Origin of the sequence: Stenotrophomonas sp. (assembly GCF_036662295.1) — a bacterium.
GTDB lineage: Bacteria > Pseudomonadota > Gammaproteobacteria > Xanthomonadales > Xanthomonadaceae > Stenotrophomonas.
On sequence record NZ_JAVWXA010000006.1, the window covers coordinates 52,390 to 72,080 of the forward strand.

Annotated in this window: 16 protein-coding genes and 1 pseudogene; 7 read left to right on the plus strand and 10 right to left on the minus strand. The window is 67.7% G+C overall.

All coding sequences use genetic code 11. The annotated features are described in order from the left end of the window. Positions 1 to 486 (plus strand): annotated as a pseudogene (locus RSA25_RS02415) (IS5 family transposase); the annotation flags it as partial. A gap of 62 nt (positions 487 to 548) precedes the next feature. Here the strand turns inward: RSA25_RS02415 and RSA25_RS02420 are convergent. From RSA25_RS02420 to RSA25_RS02460, 9 genes are all read right to left on the minus strand, one after another. Next, positions 549 to 1,079 (minus strand): hypothetical protein, encoded by a 531-nt coding sequence (locus RSA25_RS02420; RefSeq protein WP_332807327.1) that lies wholly within the window; start codon positions 1,077 to 1,079, stop codon positions 549 to 551. Between the two features lie 48 nt (positions 1,080 to 1,127). After that, positions 1,128 to 1,574, minus strand: coding sequence for a hypothetical protein (locus RSA25_RS02425; protein WP_332807328.1), 447 nt, complete (start codon positions 1,572 to 1,574; stop codon positions 1,128 to 1,130). A 237-nt stretch (positions 1,575 to 1,811) separates the two neighbouring features. Further along, on the minus strand, positions 1,812 to 2,885 hold the full coding sequence (gene aroG / locus RSA25_RS02430; RefSeq protein WP_332807329.1) for a 3-deoxy-7-phosphoheptulonate synthase AroG: 1,074 nt from the start codon (positions 2,883 to 2,885) through the stop codon (positions 1,812 to 1,814). A 265-nt stretch (positions 2,886 to 3,150) separates the two neighbouring features. Continuing rightward, the gene (locus RSA25_RS02435; RefSeq protein WP_332807330.1) at positions 3,151 to 3,498 is read right to left on the minus strand and encodes a DUF6616 family protein; all 348 of its coding nucleotides are present in this window, start codon (positions 3,496 to 3,498) and stop codon (positions 3,151 to 3,153) included. 14 nt (positions 3,499 to 3,512) lie between these two features. Continuing rightward, positions 3,513 to 4,256: a DNA alkylation repair protein gene (locus tag RSA25_RS02440; RefSeq protein ID WP_332807331.1), complete on the minus strand. Its 744-nt coding sequence runs from the start codon at positions 4,254 to 4,256 to the stop codon at positions 3,513 to 3,515. Further along, complete coding sequence (locus RSA25_RS02445; RefSeq protein ID WP_332807332.1) at positions 4,253 to 4,747, minus strand: MarR family transcriptional regulator; 495 nt, start codon at positions 4,745 to 4,747, stop codon at positions 4,253 to 4,255. The genes RSA25_RS02440 and RSA25_RS02445 overlap by 4 nt, the downstream gene beginning before the upstream one ends. Before the next feature lie 58 nt (positions 4,748 to 4,805). Further along, the gene (locus tag RSA25_RS02450; protein ID WP_332807333.1) at positions 4,806 to 5,429 is read right to left on the minus strand and encodes a DUF6445 family protein; all 624 of its coding nucleotides are present in this window, start codon (positions 5,427 to 5,429) and stop codon (positions 4,806 to 4,808) included. A gap of 250 nt (positions 5,430 to 5,679) precedes the next feature. Next, the gene (groL, locus tag RSA25_RS02455; protein ID WP_332807334.1) at positions 5,680 to 7,329 is read right to left on the minus strand and encodes a chaperonin GroEL; all 1,650 of its coding nucleotides are present in this window, start codon (positions 7,327 to 7,329) and stop codon (positions 5,680 to 5,682) included. A 112-nt stretch (positions 7,330 to 7,441) separates the two neighbouring features. Then, entirely contained in the window at positions 7,442 to 7,726 is a 285-nt protein-coding gene (locus RSA25_RS02460; protein WP_332807335.1) for a co-chaperone GroES, read from the minus strand. Positions 7,727 to 8,146: 420 nt separating this feature from the next. Between RSA25_RS02460 and RSA25_RS02465 the strand changes: the two genes are divergently transcribed. The 6 genes from RSA25_RS02465 (at position 8,147) to RSA25_RS02490 (ending at position 18,072) form a co-directional block, all read left to right on the plus strand. Continuing rightward, positions 8,147 to 9,952, plus strand: coding sequence for an endonuclease (locus RSA25_RS02465; RefSeq protein WP_332807336.1), 1,806 nt, complete (start codon positions 8,147 to 8,149; stop codon positions 9,950 to 9,952). A gap of 69 nt (positions 9,953 to 10,021) precedes the next feature. Continuing rightward, on the plus strand, positions 10,022 to 10,360 hold the full coding sequence (cutA, locus tag RSA25_RS02470) for a divalent-cation tolerance protein CutA (RefSeq protein ID WP_332807337.1): 339 nt from the start codon (positions 10,022 to 10,024) through the stop codon (positions 10,358 to 10,360). Next, positions 10,360 to 12,729, plus strand: coding sequence for a protein-disulfide reductase DsbD (locus RSA25_RS02475; RefSeq protein ID WP_332807338.1), 2,370 nt, complete (start codon positions 10,360 to 10,362; stop codon positions 12,727 to 12,729). The genes cutA and RSA25_RS02475 overlap by 1 nt, the downstream gene beginning before the upstream one ends. Continuing rightward, positions 12,726 to 13,283, plus strand: a complete 558-nt coding sequence (locus RSA25_RS02480) for a TlpA disulfide reductase family protein (RefSeq protein ID WP_332807339.1) — start codon at positions 12,726 to 12,728, stop codon at positions 13,281 to 13,283. The genes RSA25_RS02475 and RSA25_RS02480 overlap by 4 nt, the downstream gene beginning before the upstream one ends. Before the next feature lie 153 nt (positions 13,284 to 13,436). After that, complete coding sequence (locus RSA25_RS02485) at positions 13,437 to 15,536, plus strand: TonB-dependent receptor (protein WP_332807340.1); 2,100 nt, start codon at positions 13,437 to 13,439, stop codon at positions 15,534 to 15,536. A 25-nt stretch (positions 15,537 to 15,561) separates the two neighbouring features. Beyond that, positions 15,562 to 18,072 carry a sulfite reductase flavoprotein subunit alpha gene (locus tag RSA25_RS02490; protein WP_332807341.1) on the plus strand — a complete coding sequence of 837 codons (2,511 nt, stop codon included), beginning with the start codon at positions 15,562 to 15,564 and terminating at the stop codon, positions 18,070 to 18,072. Positions 18,073 to 18,089: 17 nt separating this feature from the next. On the opposite strand, the gene RSA25_RS02495 is transcribed toward RSA25_RS02490, so the two are convergent. Further along, on the minus strand, positions 18,090 to 19,385 hold the full coding sequence (locus RSA25_RS02495; protein WP_332807342.1) for an anti-phage deoxyguanosine triphosphatase: 1,296 nt from the start codon (positions 19,383 to 19,385) through the stop codon (positions 18,090 to 18,092). Between the last annotated feature and the right edge of the window lie 306 nt (positions 19,386 to 19,691).

Sequence of the window (19,691 nt, forward strand, 5' to 3'; positions counted from 1 at the left end):
AATTCCACTCGAATGGACGCGACGATCATCAATGCCCCCAGCTCGACAAAGAACGCCGACAAGAAGCGGGATCCGTAGATGCACCAAACCCGCAAGGGCAAACAGTAGTACTTCGGTATGAAGGCGGACATCGGCGTGGGCGAGTTCTCCGGTCTGGTCCACCACGCCATATGTACCGCCGCAAACGTGGGGGATGTCACGATGACGCACGCGCTGCTGCATGGGAAGGAGGACGCCGTGTTTGGCGACAGCGGGTATACCGGTGCGGCCAAGAGACTGGAATTGGAAGCTTGTAAAGCAACATTTTTCATCCCTGCAAAGCGGTCGAGGGTGAAGGCGATCGGCAACGCGCGTGAACGCAAGCAGGTAGAGCGCTGGGAGACATGCAAGGCCAGCATACGTTCCAAGGTCGAGCATCCGTTTCGGGTAATCCAACGTCAGTTCGGCTACGCAAAGGTCCGCTACCGCGGCCTGGCCAAGAACTGAGCCCGTCGCATACTGCGGCACTGCTGAAAATGCGGCGTATGAGAGCCTTGATCAGATGATCCCTAAGGGCTGACGGGCTTCCCGGCAGCGCAATTCCCAAGCCTCACCCCCTTCCTCAAGAATGAAACAACCTCACCTAGGTAGCTCACGGTCCAACCATAGAGTTCACCCGAAGGATCCGTGTAGAAATCGATGTACTTACCTTTCTGCGCGGATGAAACCTTGACAGCATTGAGCCCTCCATCGCTTGACGAGAGGGAGCAAGAGCCAACCATTTCGAAGGAAACTTCACCAAAACTCCAGGCCGCGAGCTCACCATCACCCCGAAAGAAAGTGAAGTAATCGGAATTAATGCATCCGCGGCCTGGAACAACGGCGCCGCAGGGCCTCATCAATAAACCATCCCCATTGACTACAATCTTCTGTCCAGAAACATCCATCAACACAACATATCCGTCATCCCGACTCTCGCCATCCGGGTAAAATACCTTGATATCCAGGGGGGCGACATTCCCGGCCATCGAATGACCTGAAAAAATCATGGCAATCAAAAGAACGAAACCGACGCATTGAGTTACTTGCAATTTGCACACTCTATTTCCCTCCGGTCCCGTCCAGAAATATGCACGAAAGCAAATGAATTAGCTGACTCCTCGCGAGCGGTTGAGCCGGGCTCCCCTTTTCCAGCCGTCCAAAACGGTACCGCCGGCCGGTCGCCATCCGCCAGCAACGGTGGCGAAGACGCCCGACATGAAGGGCACATCGATGTCCCATTCGCCGAAGCCAAGCAAATGTTGACCGTTCAGGCGTGACCGATCATCCACATTGAGCTTGCGCCGAAGCTCCACGGGCAAGGCACTGTTGCCCGGAACGCTGATATCCACGTTCTCGAACGTGGTGCTGCCGTTGAACAGGCTGACCTGCTCACCGAACAGTGTGTCGACGGATAACACACCCAGGTCTTTTGCACCGTTGATACGCTCAATGGAGCGTTCGTGCAGACCATACGAACCAGGTGTTTGTGCGTGGGCAAAACCAAACGACAACGCGAGGCCGAGCCCGGCCAGATACCGTGCGACGTGCTGCATCCCTGTTCCCCTGAGCCATTCCCTGCCGCCCCAGTTGCTGGGGCAGCTAGCGAGGAGCGTTGTAACAACGAAACAGAATCGTTGTCAAACAGAGCCGGGGCGTGCGGCGATTACCGACCCCAGAGCAGCCACCCATGGGGTGGCTCTACCCAGGTGGGCTTGCGGACTGTCACGGGGGCAGCCACCCATGGGGTGGCTCTACCAGAGCCTCGTGGTTGTCCGGTCACACGCAGCGCGTCAGGCCGCTTCGCTGATCCGCGCGGCACGGCGCGCGCGCACGGCTTCGGCCAGGCTCTCCAGCACCGCCAGCGAGCTGTCCCAGCCGATGCAGCCATCGGTGATGCTCTGGCCGTAGGTCAGCGGCTGGCCCTCGACCAGGTCCTGGCGACCGGCGAACAGGTGGCTTTCCACCATCACGCCGACGATGCGTTCTTCGCCATTGGCCAACTGCGCGTTGATGTCGGCGATGACCTTGGGCTGGTTCTCCGGGTTCTTGCTGCTGTTGGCGTGACTGGCGTCGATCATGATGCGCGCGGCCAGGTGCGATTTGGCCAGGGTCTGGCTGGTGGCTTCCACATGGGTGGCGTCGTAGTTGGGGGTCTTGCCGCCGCGCAGGATGACGTGGCAATCCGGATTGCCGGCAGTGGCCACGATCGCGGTGCCGCCTTCCTTGGTGACCGACAGGAAGTGATGCGGGTTGGAGGCCGCGCCGATGGCGTCGGCGGCGATCTTGATGTTGCCGTCGGTGCCATTCTTGAAGCCCACCGGGCACGACAGGCCCGAGGCCAGCTCGCGGTGCACCTGGCTTTCGGTGGTGCGCGCGCCAATCGCGCCCCAGGCCACCAGGTCGGCGATGTACTGCGGGGAGATCACGTCGAGGAATTCCACGCCCGCCGGCAGGCCGAGTTTGTTGATGTCGCGCAGCAGCCCACGCGCCACGCGCAGGCCCTTGTTGATGTTGAAACTGCCGTCCAGGTCCGGGTCGTTGATCAGGCCCTTCCAACCCACGGTGGTGCGCGGCTTTTCGAAGTACACGCGCATGACGATTTCCAGCTCGTCGGCAAAGGCATCACGCAGCGGTTTGAGGCGCTGGGCGTATTCGATGGCGGCGATGGGGTCGTGGATCGAGCACGGGCCGATCACCACGGCGAGGCGGTCGTCGCGGCCGTGCAGGATCTCGTGCAGGGCCGCGCGCGAGGCGCTGACGGTATCGGAGGCTTCGTCGTCGCAGGGCAGCATGGCCAGCAGCTGGGCCGGCGGGGTCAATGGTTCGATCTTGCGGATGCGCAGGTCATCGGTGTGCGGGGGCATGGGGAAAACTCCTTGGAAGTGGGGGTCCCCAGCGCGGCGGCAACAAAAAAGCCGCCAGGTGCGCTGGCGGCTTTCGGGAATGCGTCTGAAATTTCTTCAGGGTGAGCGCATGCCTTCCTCCGCCGGTGGCTTCGGAAAGTAATACCAAAAGTAGGCGTTGGCGGGGCGTGCGTTCATTGGGGAGTATTGATAGCACAGCTTTTGTGCGACGCAAAATGTTTCATTCGCAACTGGGCCGCGGTGTTCATCCGCCGCCCATGCGCACTCACGCCCTCGGCAGCGCCGCCAGTTCGGCCAGGTGCTGCTGCAACCCGCCGGCGGCACCGGCGATGTGGGTGGTGGTGAAATAGGTGTGCCAGCCGGTGGCGTCGATGGCCTTCAGCAGGGCGTCGGCGTCGCTGCGGTCGCTGCACTTCCAGACCGCGTAGAACTGCTCGGCGCTGCCATGCGGCACGTCCGGATCCAGCGGCCCCATCGCCAGCGGCGTGACGCGGGCCGGGTCCACGTGTTGCATGCCGGCGCCGATGCGGGCGAAGAGCGCGCCGCGACCGACCGGGTCGAGGGCGGCCCACGCGGGGGTGGCGGTGTAAAGCTCGATCAGCATGTACGACATGGGCAATCCTTGGGTCAGAGCGAGCGCAGGGCGCGCTTGCGGATGTAGGCATTGGCGGGGTGGTCTGCGTGCACGGTGTGCCAGCGGGCGCACAGGGCACGCACCCAGTCAGGTTGGCTTTTGCCGGCGTCGTTCAACCAGTTGCCGACCGAGTCCTGCACGTAGCGCGATTCATCGCAGCACAGCGCTTCCAGCAGGGCCAGGGCGAGCTCTGGCTGCTGCTTGAGCAGGGCGATATGCGCGGCCCACACCCCGCGTGGGCGCAGGGCTTCGCAGGCGAAGCGGCGCACGTTGGGGGAGGCGTCGGCCGTCCAGGCGTGCAGGTACGCCAGCACGCGCTGCGGCTCGGCGGCGATGTGCGGGCGCAACGCCAGCCAGGCCCACTCGCGCACGCCGAAATGCGGGTCGTCGGCCAGCGCGCGCATCGCATCGAGCTTGTGCTCCAGGGTCAGGCGCGGGTCGCTGCCGATCAGGTAACAGGCCCAGCCGCGCACGGTGTCGCTGCGATGGTCGATCCAGTGCGCCGGGTCGCCAAGCGCATGCGCGCGCAGCAGCGTGGCCGCGCCCTGCATGCGCAGGGTGATGCCACTGTTGGCGGCCTTGCGCATGTTGGCCACGGCCGCTGCCGGCAGCGACGGGGCGATGCTGGCCAGCAGCCGGGCGAAGTCCACCGCCAGGATCTCGGCCAGGTGGGTGGCCTCGGCCGCGCCGCCGTCGAGCTGGGCGCGGCGCTCGCGGGTGAGTGCCTGCTTCTTCACGGCGCCCTGCCCGCGTCGGTGCGCGCCCAGATACGGCACAGCAGCCCACTGAGCAGGCGGCGCTCGGCGCTGCTGAGATCAGCGAACAGGCCGCGGATCCACTGGGTGTGCTGGTCGAACAGCGATACCGCCAGCGCCTCGCCGGCGGCGGTGAGGCAGACGTTGATGCGGCGCTTGTCGTCCGCGTCGGCGTGCCGCTCCAGCAACCCGTCGCGCTGCAGGCCGTCGAGCAGGCCGGTCACCGTGGCCCGGGTCACGCCGGCGCGCTCGGCCAACTGGTGCGGCGACAGCGCCTGCTCGGCGCCCTGCAGCAGGATCAGCAGCACGAAGCGGCCTTCGCTCAGGTCTTGCGGTGCCAGCCGGCGCGCGCAGTCCTGGTCGATGGCCGCCGCCAGCGAAAGCAACTGGAAACACTGCGTCAGGCCATCGGGCGCAGGCTGGCCACGGCGCTGCATTTCGGCAAGGAAGGCCTGGTGCTTGGGGGCCAGCATGAGGGTCCAACGGTTATGATTAGGCGCCTAATCATAACCCGGATGACGGGGTGGTGGCTCAGCGTTCGCCTGGCACGGCCGCGTCGAAGAACATCAGGTAGACCAGGCGGCCGTTCTCGATGCGGTCGCCGAAGGCCGGCCCGGCGGTGTGCCATAGCCAGGGACGCAGCAGCACCAGTCGATTGAAGCGCATCGGCACGCGCATGGTCATTTCCCACTGCGCCTCATCGGCACTGTCGCGCTCGATGATGTCCCGGTGCATCGCGGCGCGGTCGGGATAGGCGTGGCGGGCCAGTTCGGCCTCATCCAGCGCCAGGCGTTCGGTGCCAGTGCGGCGGTGGCGGAAGAACTCCGTGCCGCCCTGGCAGTCTTCCGGCGCGCTGAGGTAGAGGATGCCCGACCAGTGCGAGCGATCCACGTGCACCCTGGCGCGGCCGACGTCGTGGGCCAGCGTGATGCGAAACTTGCCGTGGGACTGCATTGGCGAGACCACGCGCAGCGGCTCGTTGACCAGGCGGGAGACCGCCTGCGCCAGGCCATCCATCTGCAGGCGCTCGATCGAGTTGCGACCGGGGAAGGCACCGTCCTGCTCGGGATAGGTCAGGCGCAGGGCGGCATTGCGCAGGCCCTCGGCATCGGCGGCGGCCAGGAAATCATCGACAACGATCAGGGACGTGGGCATGCGCAGAGCCTAGCGGCGGTGCACGGTGGCAGCAAGGTGCGTGTGGCGGCCAGGCGAGGGGCAACAAAAAACCCCGCCTTTCGGCGGGGTTTTTACGTGTAGCGCGGGGTGGGCGGGGGCCGGCCAACGGTATGCCCTCCTTTCAGGCGGGCACCCTTCGGGCCGTTGCAAGCGACGTTAGCAACGGCATTCGCCGTTACTTGCGGCACCTACCGCACCTCGGTGTGCCGGCCGGGGGCCGGCAGCGGCATCAGAAGTCCATGCCGCCCATGCCACCCATGCCGCCCATGCCGCCGCCTGCTGCGCCGGCGCCGTCATCCTTCTTCGGGGCTTCGGCCACCATGGCTTCGGTGGTGATCATCAGGCCGGCGATCGAGGCGGCGTTCTGCAGCGCCGAACGGGTCACCTTGGTCGGGTCCAGGATGCCGAATTCCAGCATGTCGCCGAACTCGCCGCTGGCGGCGTTGTAGCCGTAGCTGCCGGTGCCTTCCTTGACCTTGTTGACGATGACCGACGGCTCTTCGCCGGCGTTGGCCACGATTTCGCGCAGCGGGGCTTCCATCGCGCGCAGGGCGATCTGGATGCCGTGGTTCTGGTCTTCGTTGGCACCCTTCAGGCCGGCCAGTGCGGTGACCGCACGGACCAGGGCCACGCCGCCGCCCGGGACAACGCCTTCTTCAACGGCTGCACGGGTCGCGTGCAGGGCGTCGTCGACGCGGTCCTTCTTTTCCTTCATTTCGATTTCGGTCGAGGCGCCGACCTTGATCACGGCCACGCCGCCGGCCAGCTTGGCCACACGTTCCTGCAGCTTCTCGCGATCGTAATCGGACGAGGTGTCTTCGATCTGGGTCTTGATCTGGGTCACGCGCGCATCGATGTTGGCCTTCTCGCCAGCGCCGTCGATGATGGTGGTGTTTTCCTTGGAGACCTGCACCTTCTTGGCGCGGCCCAGGTCCTTGATCGTCGCCTTTTCCAGCGACAGACCGATTTCCTCGGAGATCACGGTGCCGCCGGTCAGCACGGCCATGTCTTCCAGCATCGCCTTGCGACGGTCGCCGAAGCCCGGTGCCTTGACGGCCACGACCTTGACGATGCCACGGATGGTATTGACCACCAGGGTGGCCAGCGCTTCGCCTTCGATGTCTTCGGCGATGATCAGCAGCGGCTTGCCGGCCTTGGCCACGCCTTCCAGCACGGGCAGCAGGTCACGCACGTTGGAGATCTTCTTGTCGTGCAGCAGCACGTAGGGATCGTCCAGGTCGGCGGTCTGCGACTGCTGGTTGTTGATGAAGTACGGGGACAGGTAGCCGCGGTCGAACTGCATGCCTTCCACGACGTCCAGCTCGTTTTCCAGGCCCGAGCCTTCTTCAACGGTGATCACGCCTTCCTTGGTCACGCGGCGCATCGCTTCGGCGATGATGTTGCCGATGGACTCGTCGGAGTTGGCCGAGATCGTGCCGACCTGGGCAATGGCCTTGTCGTCGGCGGTGGGCTTGGAGATGTTCTTCAGCTCGGCGACGGCGGCGATCACGGCCTTGTCGATACCGCGCTTGAGGTCCATCGGGTTCATGCCGGCAGCGACGGCCTTGGCGCCTTCGCGGATCAGGGCCTGGGCCAGCACGGTGGCGGTGGTGGTGCCGTCGCCGGCGTCGTCGTTGGTGCGCGAAGCAACTTCCTTCACCATCTGCGCGCCCATGTTCTCGAACTTGTCAGCCAGTTCGATTTCCTTGGCGACGGACACGCCGTCCTTGGTGATGGTCGGGGCGCCGAAGCTCTTTTCGAGCACGACGTTGCGGCCCTTCGGGCCCAGGGTTGCCTTGACGGCATTGGCGAGCACGTTGACGCCGCGCACCATGCGCGAACGGGCGTCTTCACCGAAACGAATATCTTTGGCAGCCATTGCGAATACCTTTTATATATGGCGCCGGGCGATGCCCGGCAGCTGGAATGGGGAATACGGTCGACCGGTTGATCCGGCTACCGCGCAGCGGGGCAGCGCCCGCGCTACGTCATCAGATGATGGCGAGGATGTCGTCTTCGCGCAGGACCTTGTACTCGACGCCTTCGGCCTTGTAGCTGCTGCCGGCGTACTGGCCGTAGATGACCTTGTCACCGACCTTCAGCGACGGCGCGCGCACGCTGCCGTTGTCCAGCGGCTTGCCCGGGCCCACGGCCACGACTTCGCCCTTGGTGGACTTTTCCTTGGCGGAATCCGGAATCACGATGCCGCCGGACGAGATTTCGTCGGCTTCGATCGGCTTGACTACGACGCGGTCATGAAGCGGCTTGATGCTCATGTGAGACCCTTTTAAGTTGTTGATTGGTCTAGAAAAGTCCGGCGATGTTAGCACTCGCACAGGGCGACTGCCAGCCACGCTCACGAAAAAACCCGGCGGTGCGGGTACAGAGCAGAGATGGTGCTGGGCACCTGCCTTTCAAGGGGCGCTCGGGAAAATTTTTGGTGTCCTGCCCATCGGTGGGGTTTCGCCGCAGTGGTCGGTGGGCGTTGGGGACAAGGAGGGCTGTGGGATGCCGGCCAGCGGCCGGCACTACAGCTTTTTCGGTGGGGACCGGCCAACGGCCGGGGGCGGGTGAAGCATACCCGCCAAATTCTTGACGCACGTCTCATTGCGGAAGGCTGGTTCCGACATATCGATAGATGTGTCATCTGGATTGATTAGATTCGGCCGGCAATAACCAATCACAAGGAGACGTAGATGAGGTTGCTCACCCCGTTGTCCCTCGGCTGCCTGCTGGCCCTGGCCGCCGGCTCCGCCCAGGCGGACGTATTCATCAATGAACTGCACTACGACGATTCCACCGCCGCCGGCGATGTCGGCGAGGCCATCGAGGTGGTGGCCACCAACGGCGAGGATCTCAGCACCTACCGCCTGTACCTGTACAACGGCAGCACCCCCTCGGCCGCCACCGTATACGCCAACAACCCCGTCCCCGCCGGCGCTGCCGCCAGCTGCGGCAAGGCCAGCATCGCCACGGTGACCTACCCCACCAACGGCATCCAGAACGGCCCCAACGATGGCATCGCCCTGGTCGATGCGGCCGGCAAGGTGGTCCAGTTCATCAGCTACGAAGGCACCATCACCGCCTCCGGCGGCCCGGCCGCCGGGCTGACCAGCCAGAACATCCCCGTCAGCGAGACCAACAGCACCGCCCCGGGCACCTCGCTGCAGCTGACCGGCAACGGCAGCCAGTACGCGCACTTCACCTGGGCCGCCTCGGCCGCCCAGACCTTCGGCACCTGCAACACCGGGCAGACCTTCGCCGGCGGTGGCAGCACCGGCCCCAACACCCCGCCCTCGGTGAGCGCCACCACCCCCGAGCAGGGGGCCAGCACCTTCCCGGCCGCCGCCGACCTCAGCGTGACCTTCAGCGAGACCGTCACCCTGTCCAGCGGCGCCTTCGCGCTTAGCTGCGGCCAGTCCGGCACCGTCCCGCTCACCCACGCCAGCAGCGGCACCCGCTTCACCCTGTCCACCAACACCGCGCTGGTGGCCGGCGAAGCCTGCCGTTTCGACATCAAGGCCAGCCGCATCAAGGATGCGCAGGGCGCCCGCCCGGCCGCCGATACCCGCATCGCCTTCACCGTGGCCAGCACCACCGGCAACCCGGACCCGGGCAATCCCGATCCCGGCAACCCCGGCAATCCGGGCGAGTACTACTCGCGCGTGAACACCTCCACCCCCAGCCAGCTGCGCTGCTCGCTGCATGAAACCATCAAGGGCCACACCGCCTACCCCTACAGCGGCTCGGGCACCAGCACCTGGACCATCCTGGAGATGGCCGACGAGGATCCCAACGACAGCGGCAAGATCCTGGACGCCTATCGCAACCGCAGCTACACCAAGGTGAGCGGCCGCGCAGGCACGGGCAGCGGCCTGACCTACAACCGCGAGCACACCTGGCCCAACTCGCTGGGCTTTGCCAGCACCACCGGTGACAAGGGCCTGCCGTATGCGCCCTACACCGATACCCACATGCTGTACCTGACCGACGCACAGTGGAACGCCGACCGCGGCAACAAGCCGTTCGGCAAGTGCGACGCCAACTGCGGCGAGCGCGCTACCGAGTCCAACAACGGCGTGGGCGGCGGCAGCGGTGGCTACCCGGGCAACTCCAACTGGGTGCGCACGCCCGATGGCAACGGCGGCACCTTCGAGGTGTGGGGCCGTCGCAAGGGCGACATGGCGCGGGCGGTGATGTACATGGCCATCCGCTATGAAGGGGGCAAAGACGCCAAGACCGGCCAGTCCGAACCCGACCTGGAGCTGACTGACGACCGCGCCAAAATCGTCAAGACCTCCGCCTCGCCGGCGTACATGGGCCTGCTCTCGACGCTGATCGAGTGGCACCTGTCCGACCCGCCGGATGCCGCCGAACGCGCCCGCAACGAAGTGGTCTTCAGCTTCCAGGGCAACCGCAACCCGTTCATCGACCACCCCGAATGGGCCACCCCGGCCCTGTTCACCTCGGCCAAGCCGACCAGCTGCCAGCTGGCCAACTGAGCCCTGCCGACCGGCGCCCCAGGGCGCCGGTCGGACCAAGTGGGCCCGGCAGTCCTATACTCGGCGGTCATGTCGACCCCCGATCCCGTATTCATGATCTTCACCACCTGCCCCGACGCGGCCACCGCCGCGCGGCTGGCACAGGCGCTGGTGGAGGAACGCCTGGCGGCGTGTGTCACCCGCCTGGACGGGGCGCATTCCACTTACCGCTGGCAGGGCGCGATCAGCGAGGACCATGAGGTCCAGTTGCTGGTCAAGACCACCGGCAGCCGCCTGGACGCGGCCATCGCACGCCTGCAGGCGCTGCATCCGTATGAACTCCCGGAGTGCCTGGCGGTCGAAGCCCGCGCTGGCCTGCCGGCGTACCTGGATTGGATTCGGGCCCAGACCCGAGAGGACATTGATTGATGACGCTGTTGGGTCGTGTTGCCGCGCTGTGCGCGTTGTTCGTGGTGTCCCTGCCGGCGCTGGCCGTGAGCGAGAAGGACCTGCTGCCGGTGGACGAAGCCTTCGGGCTGAGCGCGCAGGCGCGGGATCGCGACCGGGTGGAGCTCACCTTCAAGATCGCGCCGGGCTATTACCTGTATCGCCATCGCACCACGGTCAAGGCCGATCCCGGCTTCGTGGCCGAGGCCCTGCAGATGCCGGCCGGCAAGAAGCACCATGACGACTTCTTCGGTGAGGTGGAAACCTACCGCGAGCGCCTGACCGCCGTGCTGCCGGGCAAGGCCGAGGACCAGGCCGAGTCGGTGACGCTGGAAGTGCGCTACCAGGGCTGTGCCGATGCGGGCGTGTGCTACCCGCCGCAGAAGCGCAGCATCAAGGTGAAGCTGCCGGCGGGCAGCGGTGCGGCCGCGCCGGCAACGGTGGCCGCGACCAGCGCGGCGCCCTCGCCGTTCAACAACCCGCTGGCCGGCACCAGTGGCGGCGGTGGCCTGCGCCTGCCGGGCATGGCCAACGCCCAGGCGCTGCCGCTGCCGTCCGAGCGCGCGTTCGGCTTCGATGCGATCGTGGACGATGGCAACACCGTGCTGCTGCGTTTCAGCCCGGCGCCGGGCTATTACCTCTACCGCGACCGCACCTCGCTGAAGCTGGAAGGCGCCCCGGGCCTGCGCGCGGACAAGCCCTTGTGGCCGGCGGCCAAGTCGCACCGCGACGAGCACTTCGGCGACGTGGCGGTGTATTTCGACCAGGTGGACGTGAAGCTGCCGCTGCGCCGCAGCCGCCCCGAGGCCGACGAGGCCACCCTGGTGATCACCTTCCAGGGCTGCCAGACCGATGGCATCTGCTATCCGCCGATGACGCGCCGGGTGAAGCTGTCGCTGCCGGCGGCCAAGGTCAACGCGCGCGCCGATGAAGCGGCGCACCAGAGCGAGGTGATCACCCCGCTGCCGGGCAAGGACAAGCGTGCCCAGGCGCGCGAGCGCGACGCCGCGGGCCTGGCCACCCAGCCGATGCTGATCCGCCCCAACGAACCGGCCAGTGCCGAGGTGGCCCCCGGCGCGGTGCCCGATGCCAGCGCCGACAATGCCCAGCGCACCCGCCCGCCGGGCGACGACGCGGCGCCGACCACGCTGATCGGCGCGCTGCTGCTCGCCCTGCTGGGCGGGCTGATCCTCAACCTGATGCCGTGCGTGCTGCCGATCCTGTCGCTGAAGGTGCTGGGCGTGGCGCAGAGCGGTGAGAGCCGCCAGCGCGCGCGCAGCCATGCCCTGTGGTACACCGCCGGCGTGCTGGTGGCGTTTGCGGCCATCGGCGGGCTGGTGCTGGCGCTGCGCGCGGCCGGCCAGGCCGCCGGCTGGGGCTTCCAGCTGCAGCACCCGTGGTTCATCGCCGCGCTGGTGTACCTGATGTTCACCGTGGGCCTGAGCCTGTCCGGGGTGTTCACCCTGGGCGGCAGCCTGGGCGGGGTCGGCCAGTCGCTGGCCTCGCGCAGCGGCCCGGTCGGCGATTTCTTCACCGGCGTGCTGGCCTGCGTGGTGGCCAGCCCGTGCGTGGCCCCGTTCATGGGCCTGCCGCTGGCGTTCGCCTTCACCGCACCGCCGGCGCAGGCGATCCTGGTGTTCCTGGTGCTGGGCCTGGGCCTGGCACTGCCGTTCCTGCTGATCGGGTTCATCCCCTCGCTGGCCAAGCGCCTGCCGCGTCCGGGTGCGTGGATGGAAACGCTGAAGCACGTGCTGGCCTTCCCGATGTACGGCACCGCGATCTGGCTGCTGTGGGTGCTGGGCAAGCAGCGCGGCGTGGATGCGATGACCCTGGTGCTGGGCGGGCTGGTGGTGCTGGCGCTGGCGCTGTGGTGGTTCGAGCGCAGCCGCTGGCGCAGCCACCGCGTGGGCGGGCTGCTGGCGCTGCTGCTGCTGATCGCCGCGCTGGTGCCGGTGTGGGGCGTGACCCGGCTGGTGCCGCCGGCCAAGGCCGCCCTGGCTGCCGCCGACAACGTGGTGGCCTATTCGCCGCAGATGCTGGACCGGCTGCGCCAGGACAACCGCGTGGTGTTCGTCAACATGACCGCCGACTGGTGCGTGACCTGCAAGGCCAACGAGCGCGCGGTGCTGGGCACCAACGCCTTCCACGACACCCTGCGCCGCACCAACGCGGTGTACATGCGCGGCGACTACACCAACGTGGACCCGGAAATCACCGCGTTCCTGGATGAGCACAAGGCGGTGGGCGTGCCGCTGTACGTGGTGTACGGCCCGGGCGCACCGCCGACGGTGCTGCCCACCGTGCTGACCCAGGCCATCGTGGAAGAAGCGCTGCTGCGGACCGCACGATGAGCCTGCGGCCACCTCGCCCGCTGGGGGTGGTGGCCGTTCTGGCGGCGGTCCTGGGCCTGGCCGCCGGGGCGTGGTTCTTCAACCGCCCGGAGATAGCAACACCGCCACCACCAGCGCGCGCGGTCGCCGCGGGCGCGGCGATCGGCGATGCGATGCCTGCCCTCACCCTGCCCGACGTGTCCGGTGCGGCCGTGGACCTGGCCCGCTTCCGCGGGCGCCCGCTGCTGATCAACGTGTGGGCCAGCTGGTGCGGCCCGTGCGTGGAGGAAATGCCGGCGCTGGCCGCCTTCGCCGCCGCCCAGCCCGCCGACGGCGTGCAGGTGCTCGGCCTGGCACTGGATACACCGGACGGGGTGCGCGATTTCCTGGCGCGGGTGCCGGTGGACTACCCGATCGTGCTGGACACGCCCGGCCCCGCCGATGCCAGCGTGCGCCTGGGCAATGCGCAGGGGCTGCTGCCCTACACGGTGCTGGTGGATGCGCAGGGGCGGATCGTGAAACAGAAGCTGGGGCCGTTCAAGGCCGGCGAGATCGAGGCCTGGGCGGCGTTGTGATCCGGGCCGCGGGCTGAGGGCGCGGCGCGGGGCATCGCGCCCTTCCCCCGTTCTGGTTATTGACCCCGGCGGCGGCGCGCCCAACAATGACGCGATCAATTCTCATTCGCTGCTGGGCTGGTGTTGCCACGTCCATGCTCCAAGGACGTGCCCATGCGCCTCTCTCCCCTGTTCCTCGCCCTTTCCGCGCTGCTGTCCGCGCCCGCCCTGGCCCAGCAGGCCGATCCGCGCACCCTGGACACGGTGACGGTGAGCGCTTCGCGCACCGGCCAGACCGCCGATACCGCGCCGCAGACGGTGGTGATCATCGACCGCGCGCAGATCGAGCAGCAGTTGCGCATCAGCGGCAATTCCTCGGACGTGCTGTCCAGCCTGCTGCCCTCCTACACGCCCAGCCGCGGCAAGATGAATGGCAGCGGCGAGACGCTGCGCGGGCGCACGCCGCTGATCCTGGTCGATGGCATCCCGCAGTCCAACCCGCTGCGCCCCACCGGGCGCGAGGCGCACACCATCGATTACGCGATGGTGGAGCGGATCGAGGTGATCCAGGGCGCCAACGCCATGAACGGGCTGGGCGCCACCGGCGGCACCATCAACCTGATCACCCGGCGCCCGGCACCGGGCGAGGTCAACCAGCACATGGGCGTGCAGACCACGCTGCCCACCCGCGGCCTGGACGGGGAAACCGCCAGCTACCGCACCGATTACCGGATCAGCGGCAGCAAGGGCCGCTGGGATTACCTGCTCGGCGTGGGCTATGAGGACCAGGGGCTGTGGCTGGATGGCGACGGCACCGCGATCGGCACCGACACCACCCAGGGCGACCTGATGGCCACCCGCGCCTACGACGTGCACGCCAAGCTGGGCTACTGGATCGACGACAACCAGGAACTGCAGTTCAGCTCCAACCGCTACCGGATCAAGTCCAAGGCCGAGTACCTCACCGTGGCCGGCAACCGCGGCGCGGGCATTCCCACCACCTCGGTGCGCGGCACCCCGCCGGGCACGCCGCCGTGGAACGATGTGTGGACCACCGGGCTGGCCTACACCCACCACGACCTGGCCGGGATGGAACTGCGCGCGATGGTGTTCAACCAGGAGTTCGAGGGCCTGTTCGGCGGTGATCGCTCTTCCACCTTCCAGGACCCGCTGATCGCACCGGTCGGCACGCTGTACGACCAGTCGCGCTCGGTGGCGTCCAAGTGGGGCGCCAAGACCAGCCTGGGCCGCGACGACCTGCTGGGCGGCGCGCTCAAGCTCACCGGTGGCATCGACCTGCTGGCCGACAGCGGCAAGCAGGACCTGTACGGCACCGGCCGCACCTACGTGCCCAACTCGGAATTCCGCAACGCGGCCGGCTTCGTGCAGGCCGAGTACAAGCTGCTGCCCACGCTGACCGCACAGGCCGGCGTGCGCCGCGAGGAAGCGGACCTGCGCATCGACAGCTACCAGACCCTGTACCGCTACAACCGGGTCAACGTGCAGGGCGGCAAGCTCTCCTTCGGTGAAACGCTGTACAACGCCGGGCTGGTGTTCGCGCCGACGGACACCTTCAACGTGTTCGGCAGCTACTCCGAAGGCTTCGGCATGCCCGACGTGGGCCGCGTGCTGCGCTCGATCAATACCGTGGGCACCTCGGTGGCCGACCTGCACACGCTGGAACCGGTGCTGACCCGCAACGTGGAACTGGGGGCGCGCGTGCGCGCCGGGGCGTGGGAAGCGGACGTGTCGGTGTTCCAGTCGCGCTCGGACCTGGGCACGCGGATCATCGCGGTGGACGGTGCCTTCCAGATGGCGCGCGAGAAGACCCGCATCGAAGGCCTGGACGCCAGCGTGCGTTACCGCATCAACGAGGCGCACAAGCTGGGCCTGTCCTATGCGTGGACGCGCGGCCGCTACGACAGCGACGCCGATGGCCGCCTGGATGCGCGCCTGGATGGCCTGAACATCGCGCCCAACCGCGTCATCGGCACGTGGTCGGCGCAGTGGACGCCGGCGCTGTCCACCTTCGTGCAGGGGCAGTACGCGTTCAACCGCAACTTCGATGAGGCGGCCAAGCAGTTCCGGGGCTATGCGCTGTTCGACCTCGGCGCCGAGTACGCCCTGCCCAAGGGCAGCGTGCAGCTGGGCGTGGCCAACCTGCTGGACCGCCAGTACATCACCTACTACTCGCAGAGCGCGCTGATCGAACCGGACCGCTATTTCGCCGGGCGTGGGCGCACGCTGACGCTGGGCTACCAGCTGGACTTCTGATCGCCCGCCGCCGGACCGCCCGCCCATGTTGAAGTCGCTGTTGTTCCAGCTGCACTGGCTGCTGGGCATCACCGCCGGCACCGTGCTGGCGGTGATGGGCCTGAGCGGCGCCACGATGTCCTTCGAGGACGAGATCGTGCGCGCGCTCAACCCGGCGTTCGCGCAGGTGGCCCGGCAGCACGCCGAGGGCGCCCGCCCGCTGCCGCTGACCACGCTGCTGCCGATGCTGCAGCAGGGCCAGGCGCGCCCGCTGCAGCGCCTGCAGCTGGACGCCACCGGCCAGCGCCTGTCGGTGGCACGTTTCGAGGGCGGGCAGGCGCACTGGCGCTACTTCAACCCGTATACCGGCCAGCAGTTCAACGCGCTGCGCGGGGTGGCGTTCTTTGCGTTCGTGGAAGACCTGCACCGGCACCTGGTGGCCGGCGAGCGCGGCAAGCGCGTCACCGGCATCTGCGCGATCGTGCTGCTGTTCTTCTGCCTGTCCGGGCTTTACCTGCGCTGGCCACGGCGCTGGTGGCACTGGCGCACGTGGCTGGCGGTGGAGTGGTCGCGCAGTGGGCGCAGCTTCCTGTGGAGCCTGCATTCGGTGGTGGGCACCTGGGTGCTGCTGGTCTACCTGATGATCGCGATGACCGGGCTGTGGTGGTCCTTCGAGAGCTACCGCAGCGGGATGACGCGGCTGCTGGAGGGCCCCGTGCCGGCACAGGCCGAGCCGCGCAGCGCCGGCGGTGCCACCGACCTGGGCCGGGTGCAGGCCACGCTGTATGCCCTGCCCGGCGTGCAACGCGGCTACCTCGACCTGCGCTTCCCGGCCAAGCCGGGCACGCCGATCGCCGCGCGGGTGCGCGGCGGCGTGGCCGCACACGACCGCGCCCAGGACCTGCTGCAGATCGACCCGGCCAGCGGCGCGCGGCTGCGCTATGAGCCGTATGCGGACAAGCCGGTCGGCGGCAAGCTGGTGGTGAGCATGTTCGCGCTGCATTCGGGCAGCTTCTTCGGCTTGCCCGGGCGCGTGGTGGTGATGCTGTCGAGCCTGGCGATGCTGCTCTTCTTCATCACCGGCTGGATGCTGTACCTGGACCGCCGCCGCCGCAAACGCGAGGTGCGGGCCTCGCGCCTGCCGCTGGACGCACGCGCCGACGGCGCGCCGTGGCTGGTGGTCTTTGCCAGCCAGAGCGGCGTGGCCGAACAGCTCGCCTGGCAGGCGGCCGCGCAGCTGCAGGCGGCCGGCCCGGTGCAAGTGTGTCCGCTTGGCCAGCTGGAGGCGGCGCGCCTGCAGCAGGCCGGCCAGCTGCTGCTGGTGGTGAGCACGTTTGGCGATGGCGAGGCGCCGGATGCGGCGCGCGTGTTCGAGCGCCGGGTGATGTCCGGTGAGCTGGCACTGGCCGGCCTGGATTACGCGATGCTGGGCCTGGGCGACCGCGAATACGCCCGGTTCTGCGGCTTCTCGCGCGCGGTGGACGGCTGGCTGGCCGCGCAGGGCGCGCAGCGCCTGTTCCCCACGCTGGAAGTGGATCGCGACGACCCGGTCACGTTGGCCGCCTGGCAACGGCAACTGGCCACCCTCGCTGGCGTGGACGCCGATGCCGCGCCGCTGCCGCCGCTGCCGCTGCAGCCGGCGCTGCAGGACTGGACGCTGCAGGCGCGCACGCCGCTCAACCCGGGCAGCGCGGCCGGCGCCGTGTGGCAGGTGGACCTCGCCCCGCCGCCGCACAGCAGCTGGCAGGCCGGCGACATCCTGGAGATCGCGCCACGCCACGCGCCGGCCTACGTGCGCGCGGTGCTGGCCACGCTGGGCCTGGATGGCGACCAGACCGTCGCCTGCGACGGCCAGGCAATGCCGCTGCACGTGGCCTGCGCCGCGCGGGTGCTGCCGACGTCGGCCGGCAGCGGCCCGATCCCCGATCCTGCCGCATGGCTGGCCGGCCTGCCCGCGTTGCCACACCGCGAGTACTCGATCGCATCGGTGCCACAGGATGACCTCGTGCAGCTGGTGGTCCGCCTCGTTGACCTGCCCGACGGCCGCCATGGCCTGGGCTCGGGCTGGCTGTGCGTGCATGCCGCCGAGGGTGGCCAGGTGCAGGCACGGGTACGCCGCAACAGCGGCTTCCACCGCTTCCCCGAGCATGCGCCGATGCTGCTGATCGGCAACGGCACCGGCATCGCCGGGCTGCGCAGCCTGCTGCGCGAGGCGGCGCTGCGCGGCGACGGCGGCCACTGGTTGGTGTTCGGCGAGCGCACCCGGGCCCACGATTTCCTGTACGAAGCGCAGCTGACCGACTGGCAGCACCACGGCCACCTGCGCCGGGTGGACCTGGCGTTCTCGCGCGATGGCGACGGGGGTTATGTGCAGCACCGCCTGCTGGCCGCCGCCGACGCGCTGCGGGCGTGGGTGGCGATGGGCGGCAGCGTGTATGTGTGCGGCGCGCTGCACGGGATGGCCGAAGGCGTGGACCTCGCCCTGCGCGAGGTGCTGGGCGAGGACAGCGTGGATGCGCTGCTGGGCGAAGGCCGCTACCGGCGCGACGTGTACTGAGCCACCGCGCGCCGCTGCTACAGCCGGTCGAACACCGATCCCGACGAGGGCGTGAACATCTTGTGGTACAGGCGCGTGGCGTAGTCGTCGGTGGTGCCGGCCAGGTAATCGCAGATGGCGCGCATGCCGTAGCGTTCGTGCTCGCCCTTCTGCTTCTCCGGCAGCAGCCGCGTGGGGTTGTCGGCGATCGCATCGAACAGCCGGATCACCATCTGCTGGCCCTTGTATTCCAGGGTCTGCACCTCGGCGGTCTTGACCACGTTCTGCACCACGAAGCCTTGCAGCAGGTCCAGCTCGGCGCGCGCCTCCTCGCACATGCCCGCGGCCAGGCCGAACAGGCGATGGGAGAACAGCGTGTTCTCCTTGATCGTGCAGCTGCGGATGAAGTACCCCACCAGGAAGCTGATGGCATGCTTGCGCTGGCGGCCGCAGCCGGAGAACAGCTCGGCGGTGATCCGGTCGATCTCCTTCTCCAGTGGCATCGCTGCGGTGCGATCCTTGATGCGGTCGTGCACCTCGGCGCGCCATTGCTGCTCGCTCACAAAGCGCAGCGCGATCGCATCCTCCAGGTCGTGCACCCCGTAGGCGATGTCGTCGGCCAGCTCCATGATGGAGGTATCAAAGCTCTTGTGCCGCGACCTGGCATGCTTGCCCGGCGCGGGCTCGGCGCCCATGAACAGCTGCCGCGCTTTCTCTTCCAGTGGCTGCAGCACGAAATCGACCGAGGCCGCATCGCAGTCGAAGACGCACTTGGGCGGCTTGTAGGCATCCAGGTTGGAGGGCGCGCCGCCGCCACGGTACTTGTCCTGGTTGACCACGCTGGAATGCAGCACGGGGTATTTGATCAGGCCGAGCAGGGTGCGGCGGGTGAGGTTGAGACCGGATGTGGGCGAGTACTCGCCCAGCCGCGTGGCGATCCGCAGGGTCTGGGCATTGCCTTCAAACCCACCCGCCTCGCGCATGCAGTAGTTCAGCGCGACCTCGCCGCCATGCCCGAACGGGGGATGCCCGATGTCGTGCGCCAGCGCGATGGCTTCCACCAGTTGCAGCGACGGCAGGAACGGATGGAACTCGGCATGGTCGGCATCGCCGTGCAGCTGCTCCACGATGCCGCTAGCGATCTGCGCCACCTCGATGGAATGGGTGAGGCGGGTGCGGTAGAAGTCGCTCTCGCCCAGGCCCAGCACCTGGGTCTTGCCCTGCAGCCGGCGGAAGAACGCCGAATGGATGATGCGCGCGCGGTCGCGACCGTAGGCGTTGCGATGGGTATCGACCTTGCCGCCGGTATCCTGCCGCGCTTCCCAGATGTCCATATCCACTCTCCGTCTTGATGGTGGAATGACCGTAGCATTCCGCGCACGCTCGACAGGGCGGCCGCGCTTGAAATCGCACTAATCCTAAAAACAGGGTGCTTTGCGTGGCTGCGCGGTTTTTGCTGTTACTGGCCAGGAATGCATGCGAGTGCCGGCTTGGTCGCTTGGGGCGGGGTGTGATGCCGGCCAGCGGCCGGCACTACCGGCTTTCTCTGTGCGCACCGGCCTACTGTCCAAGGGCGGGTACGGGTGGGGGTGCGGGACCGTCATACGCCATGGATGGCGTATGTCGAGCTTACATGGGTG

What these genes read in the sequence shown, in the direction of transcription:
- RSA25_RS02425 (WP_332807328.1), bottom strand. Translation starts at nt 1,574, where the DNA reads ATGCAGCACGTCGCACGGTATCTGGCCGGGCTCGGCCTCGCGTTGTCG.
- aroG (WP_332807329.1), bottom strand. Translation starts at nt 2,885, where the DNA reads ATGCCCCCGCACACCGATGACCTGCGCATCCGCAAGATCGAACCATTG.
- RSA25_RS02435 (WP_332807330.1), bottom strand. Translation starts at nt 3,498, where the DNA reads ATGTCGTACATGCTGATCGAGCTTTACACCGCCACCCCCGCGTGGGCC.
- RSA25_RS02445 (WP_332807332.1), bottom strand. Translation starts at nt 4,747, where the DNA reads ATGCTGGCCCCCAAGCACCAGGCCTTCCTTGCCGAAATGCAGCGCCGT.
- RSA25_RS02450 (WP_332807333.1), bottom strand. Translation starts at nt 5,429, where the DNA reads ATGCCCACGTCCCTGATCGTTGTCGATGATTTCCTGGCCGCCGCCGAT.
- groL (WP_332807334.1), bottom strand. Translation starts at nt 7,329, where the DNA reads ATGGCTGCCAAAGATATTCGTTTCGGTGAAGACGCCCGTTCGCGCATG.
- RSA25_RS02460 (WP_332807335.1), bottom strand. Translation starts at nt 7,726, where the DNA reads ATGAGCATCAAGCCGCTTCATGACCGCGTCGTAGTCAAGCCGATCGAA.
- RSA25_RS02465 (WP_332807336.1), top strand. Translation starts at nt 8,147, where the DNA reads ATGAGGTTGCTCACCCCGTTGTCCCTCGGCTGCCTGCTGGCCCTGGCC.
- cutA (WP_332807337.1), top strand. Translation starts at nt 10,022, where the DNA reads ATGTCGACCCCCGATCCCGTATTCATGATCTTCACCACCTGCCCCGAC.
- RSA25_RS02475 (WP_332807338.1), top strand. Translation starts at nt 10,360, where the DNA reads ATGACGCTGTTGGGTCGTGTTGCCGCGCTGTGCGCGTTGTTCGTGGTG.
- RSA25_RS02480 (WP_332807339.1), top strand. Translation starts at nt 12,726, where the DNA reads ATGAGCCTGCGGCCACCTCGCCCGCTGGGGGTGGTGGCCGTTCTGGCG.
- RSA25_RS02485 (WP_332807340.1), top strand. Translation starts at nt 13,437, where the DNA reads ATGCGCCTCTCTCCCCTGTTCCTCGCCCTTTCCGCGCTGCTGTCCGCG.
- RSA25_RS02490 (WP_332807341.1), top strand. Translation starts at nt 15,562, where the DNA reads ATGTTGAAGTCGCTGTTGTTCCAGCTGCACTGGCTGCTGGGCATCACC.
- RSA25_RS02495 (WP_332807342.1), bottom strand. Translation starts at nt 19,385, where the DNA reads ATGGACATCTGGGAAGCGCGGCAGGATACCGGCGGCAAGGTCGATACC.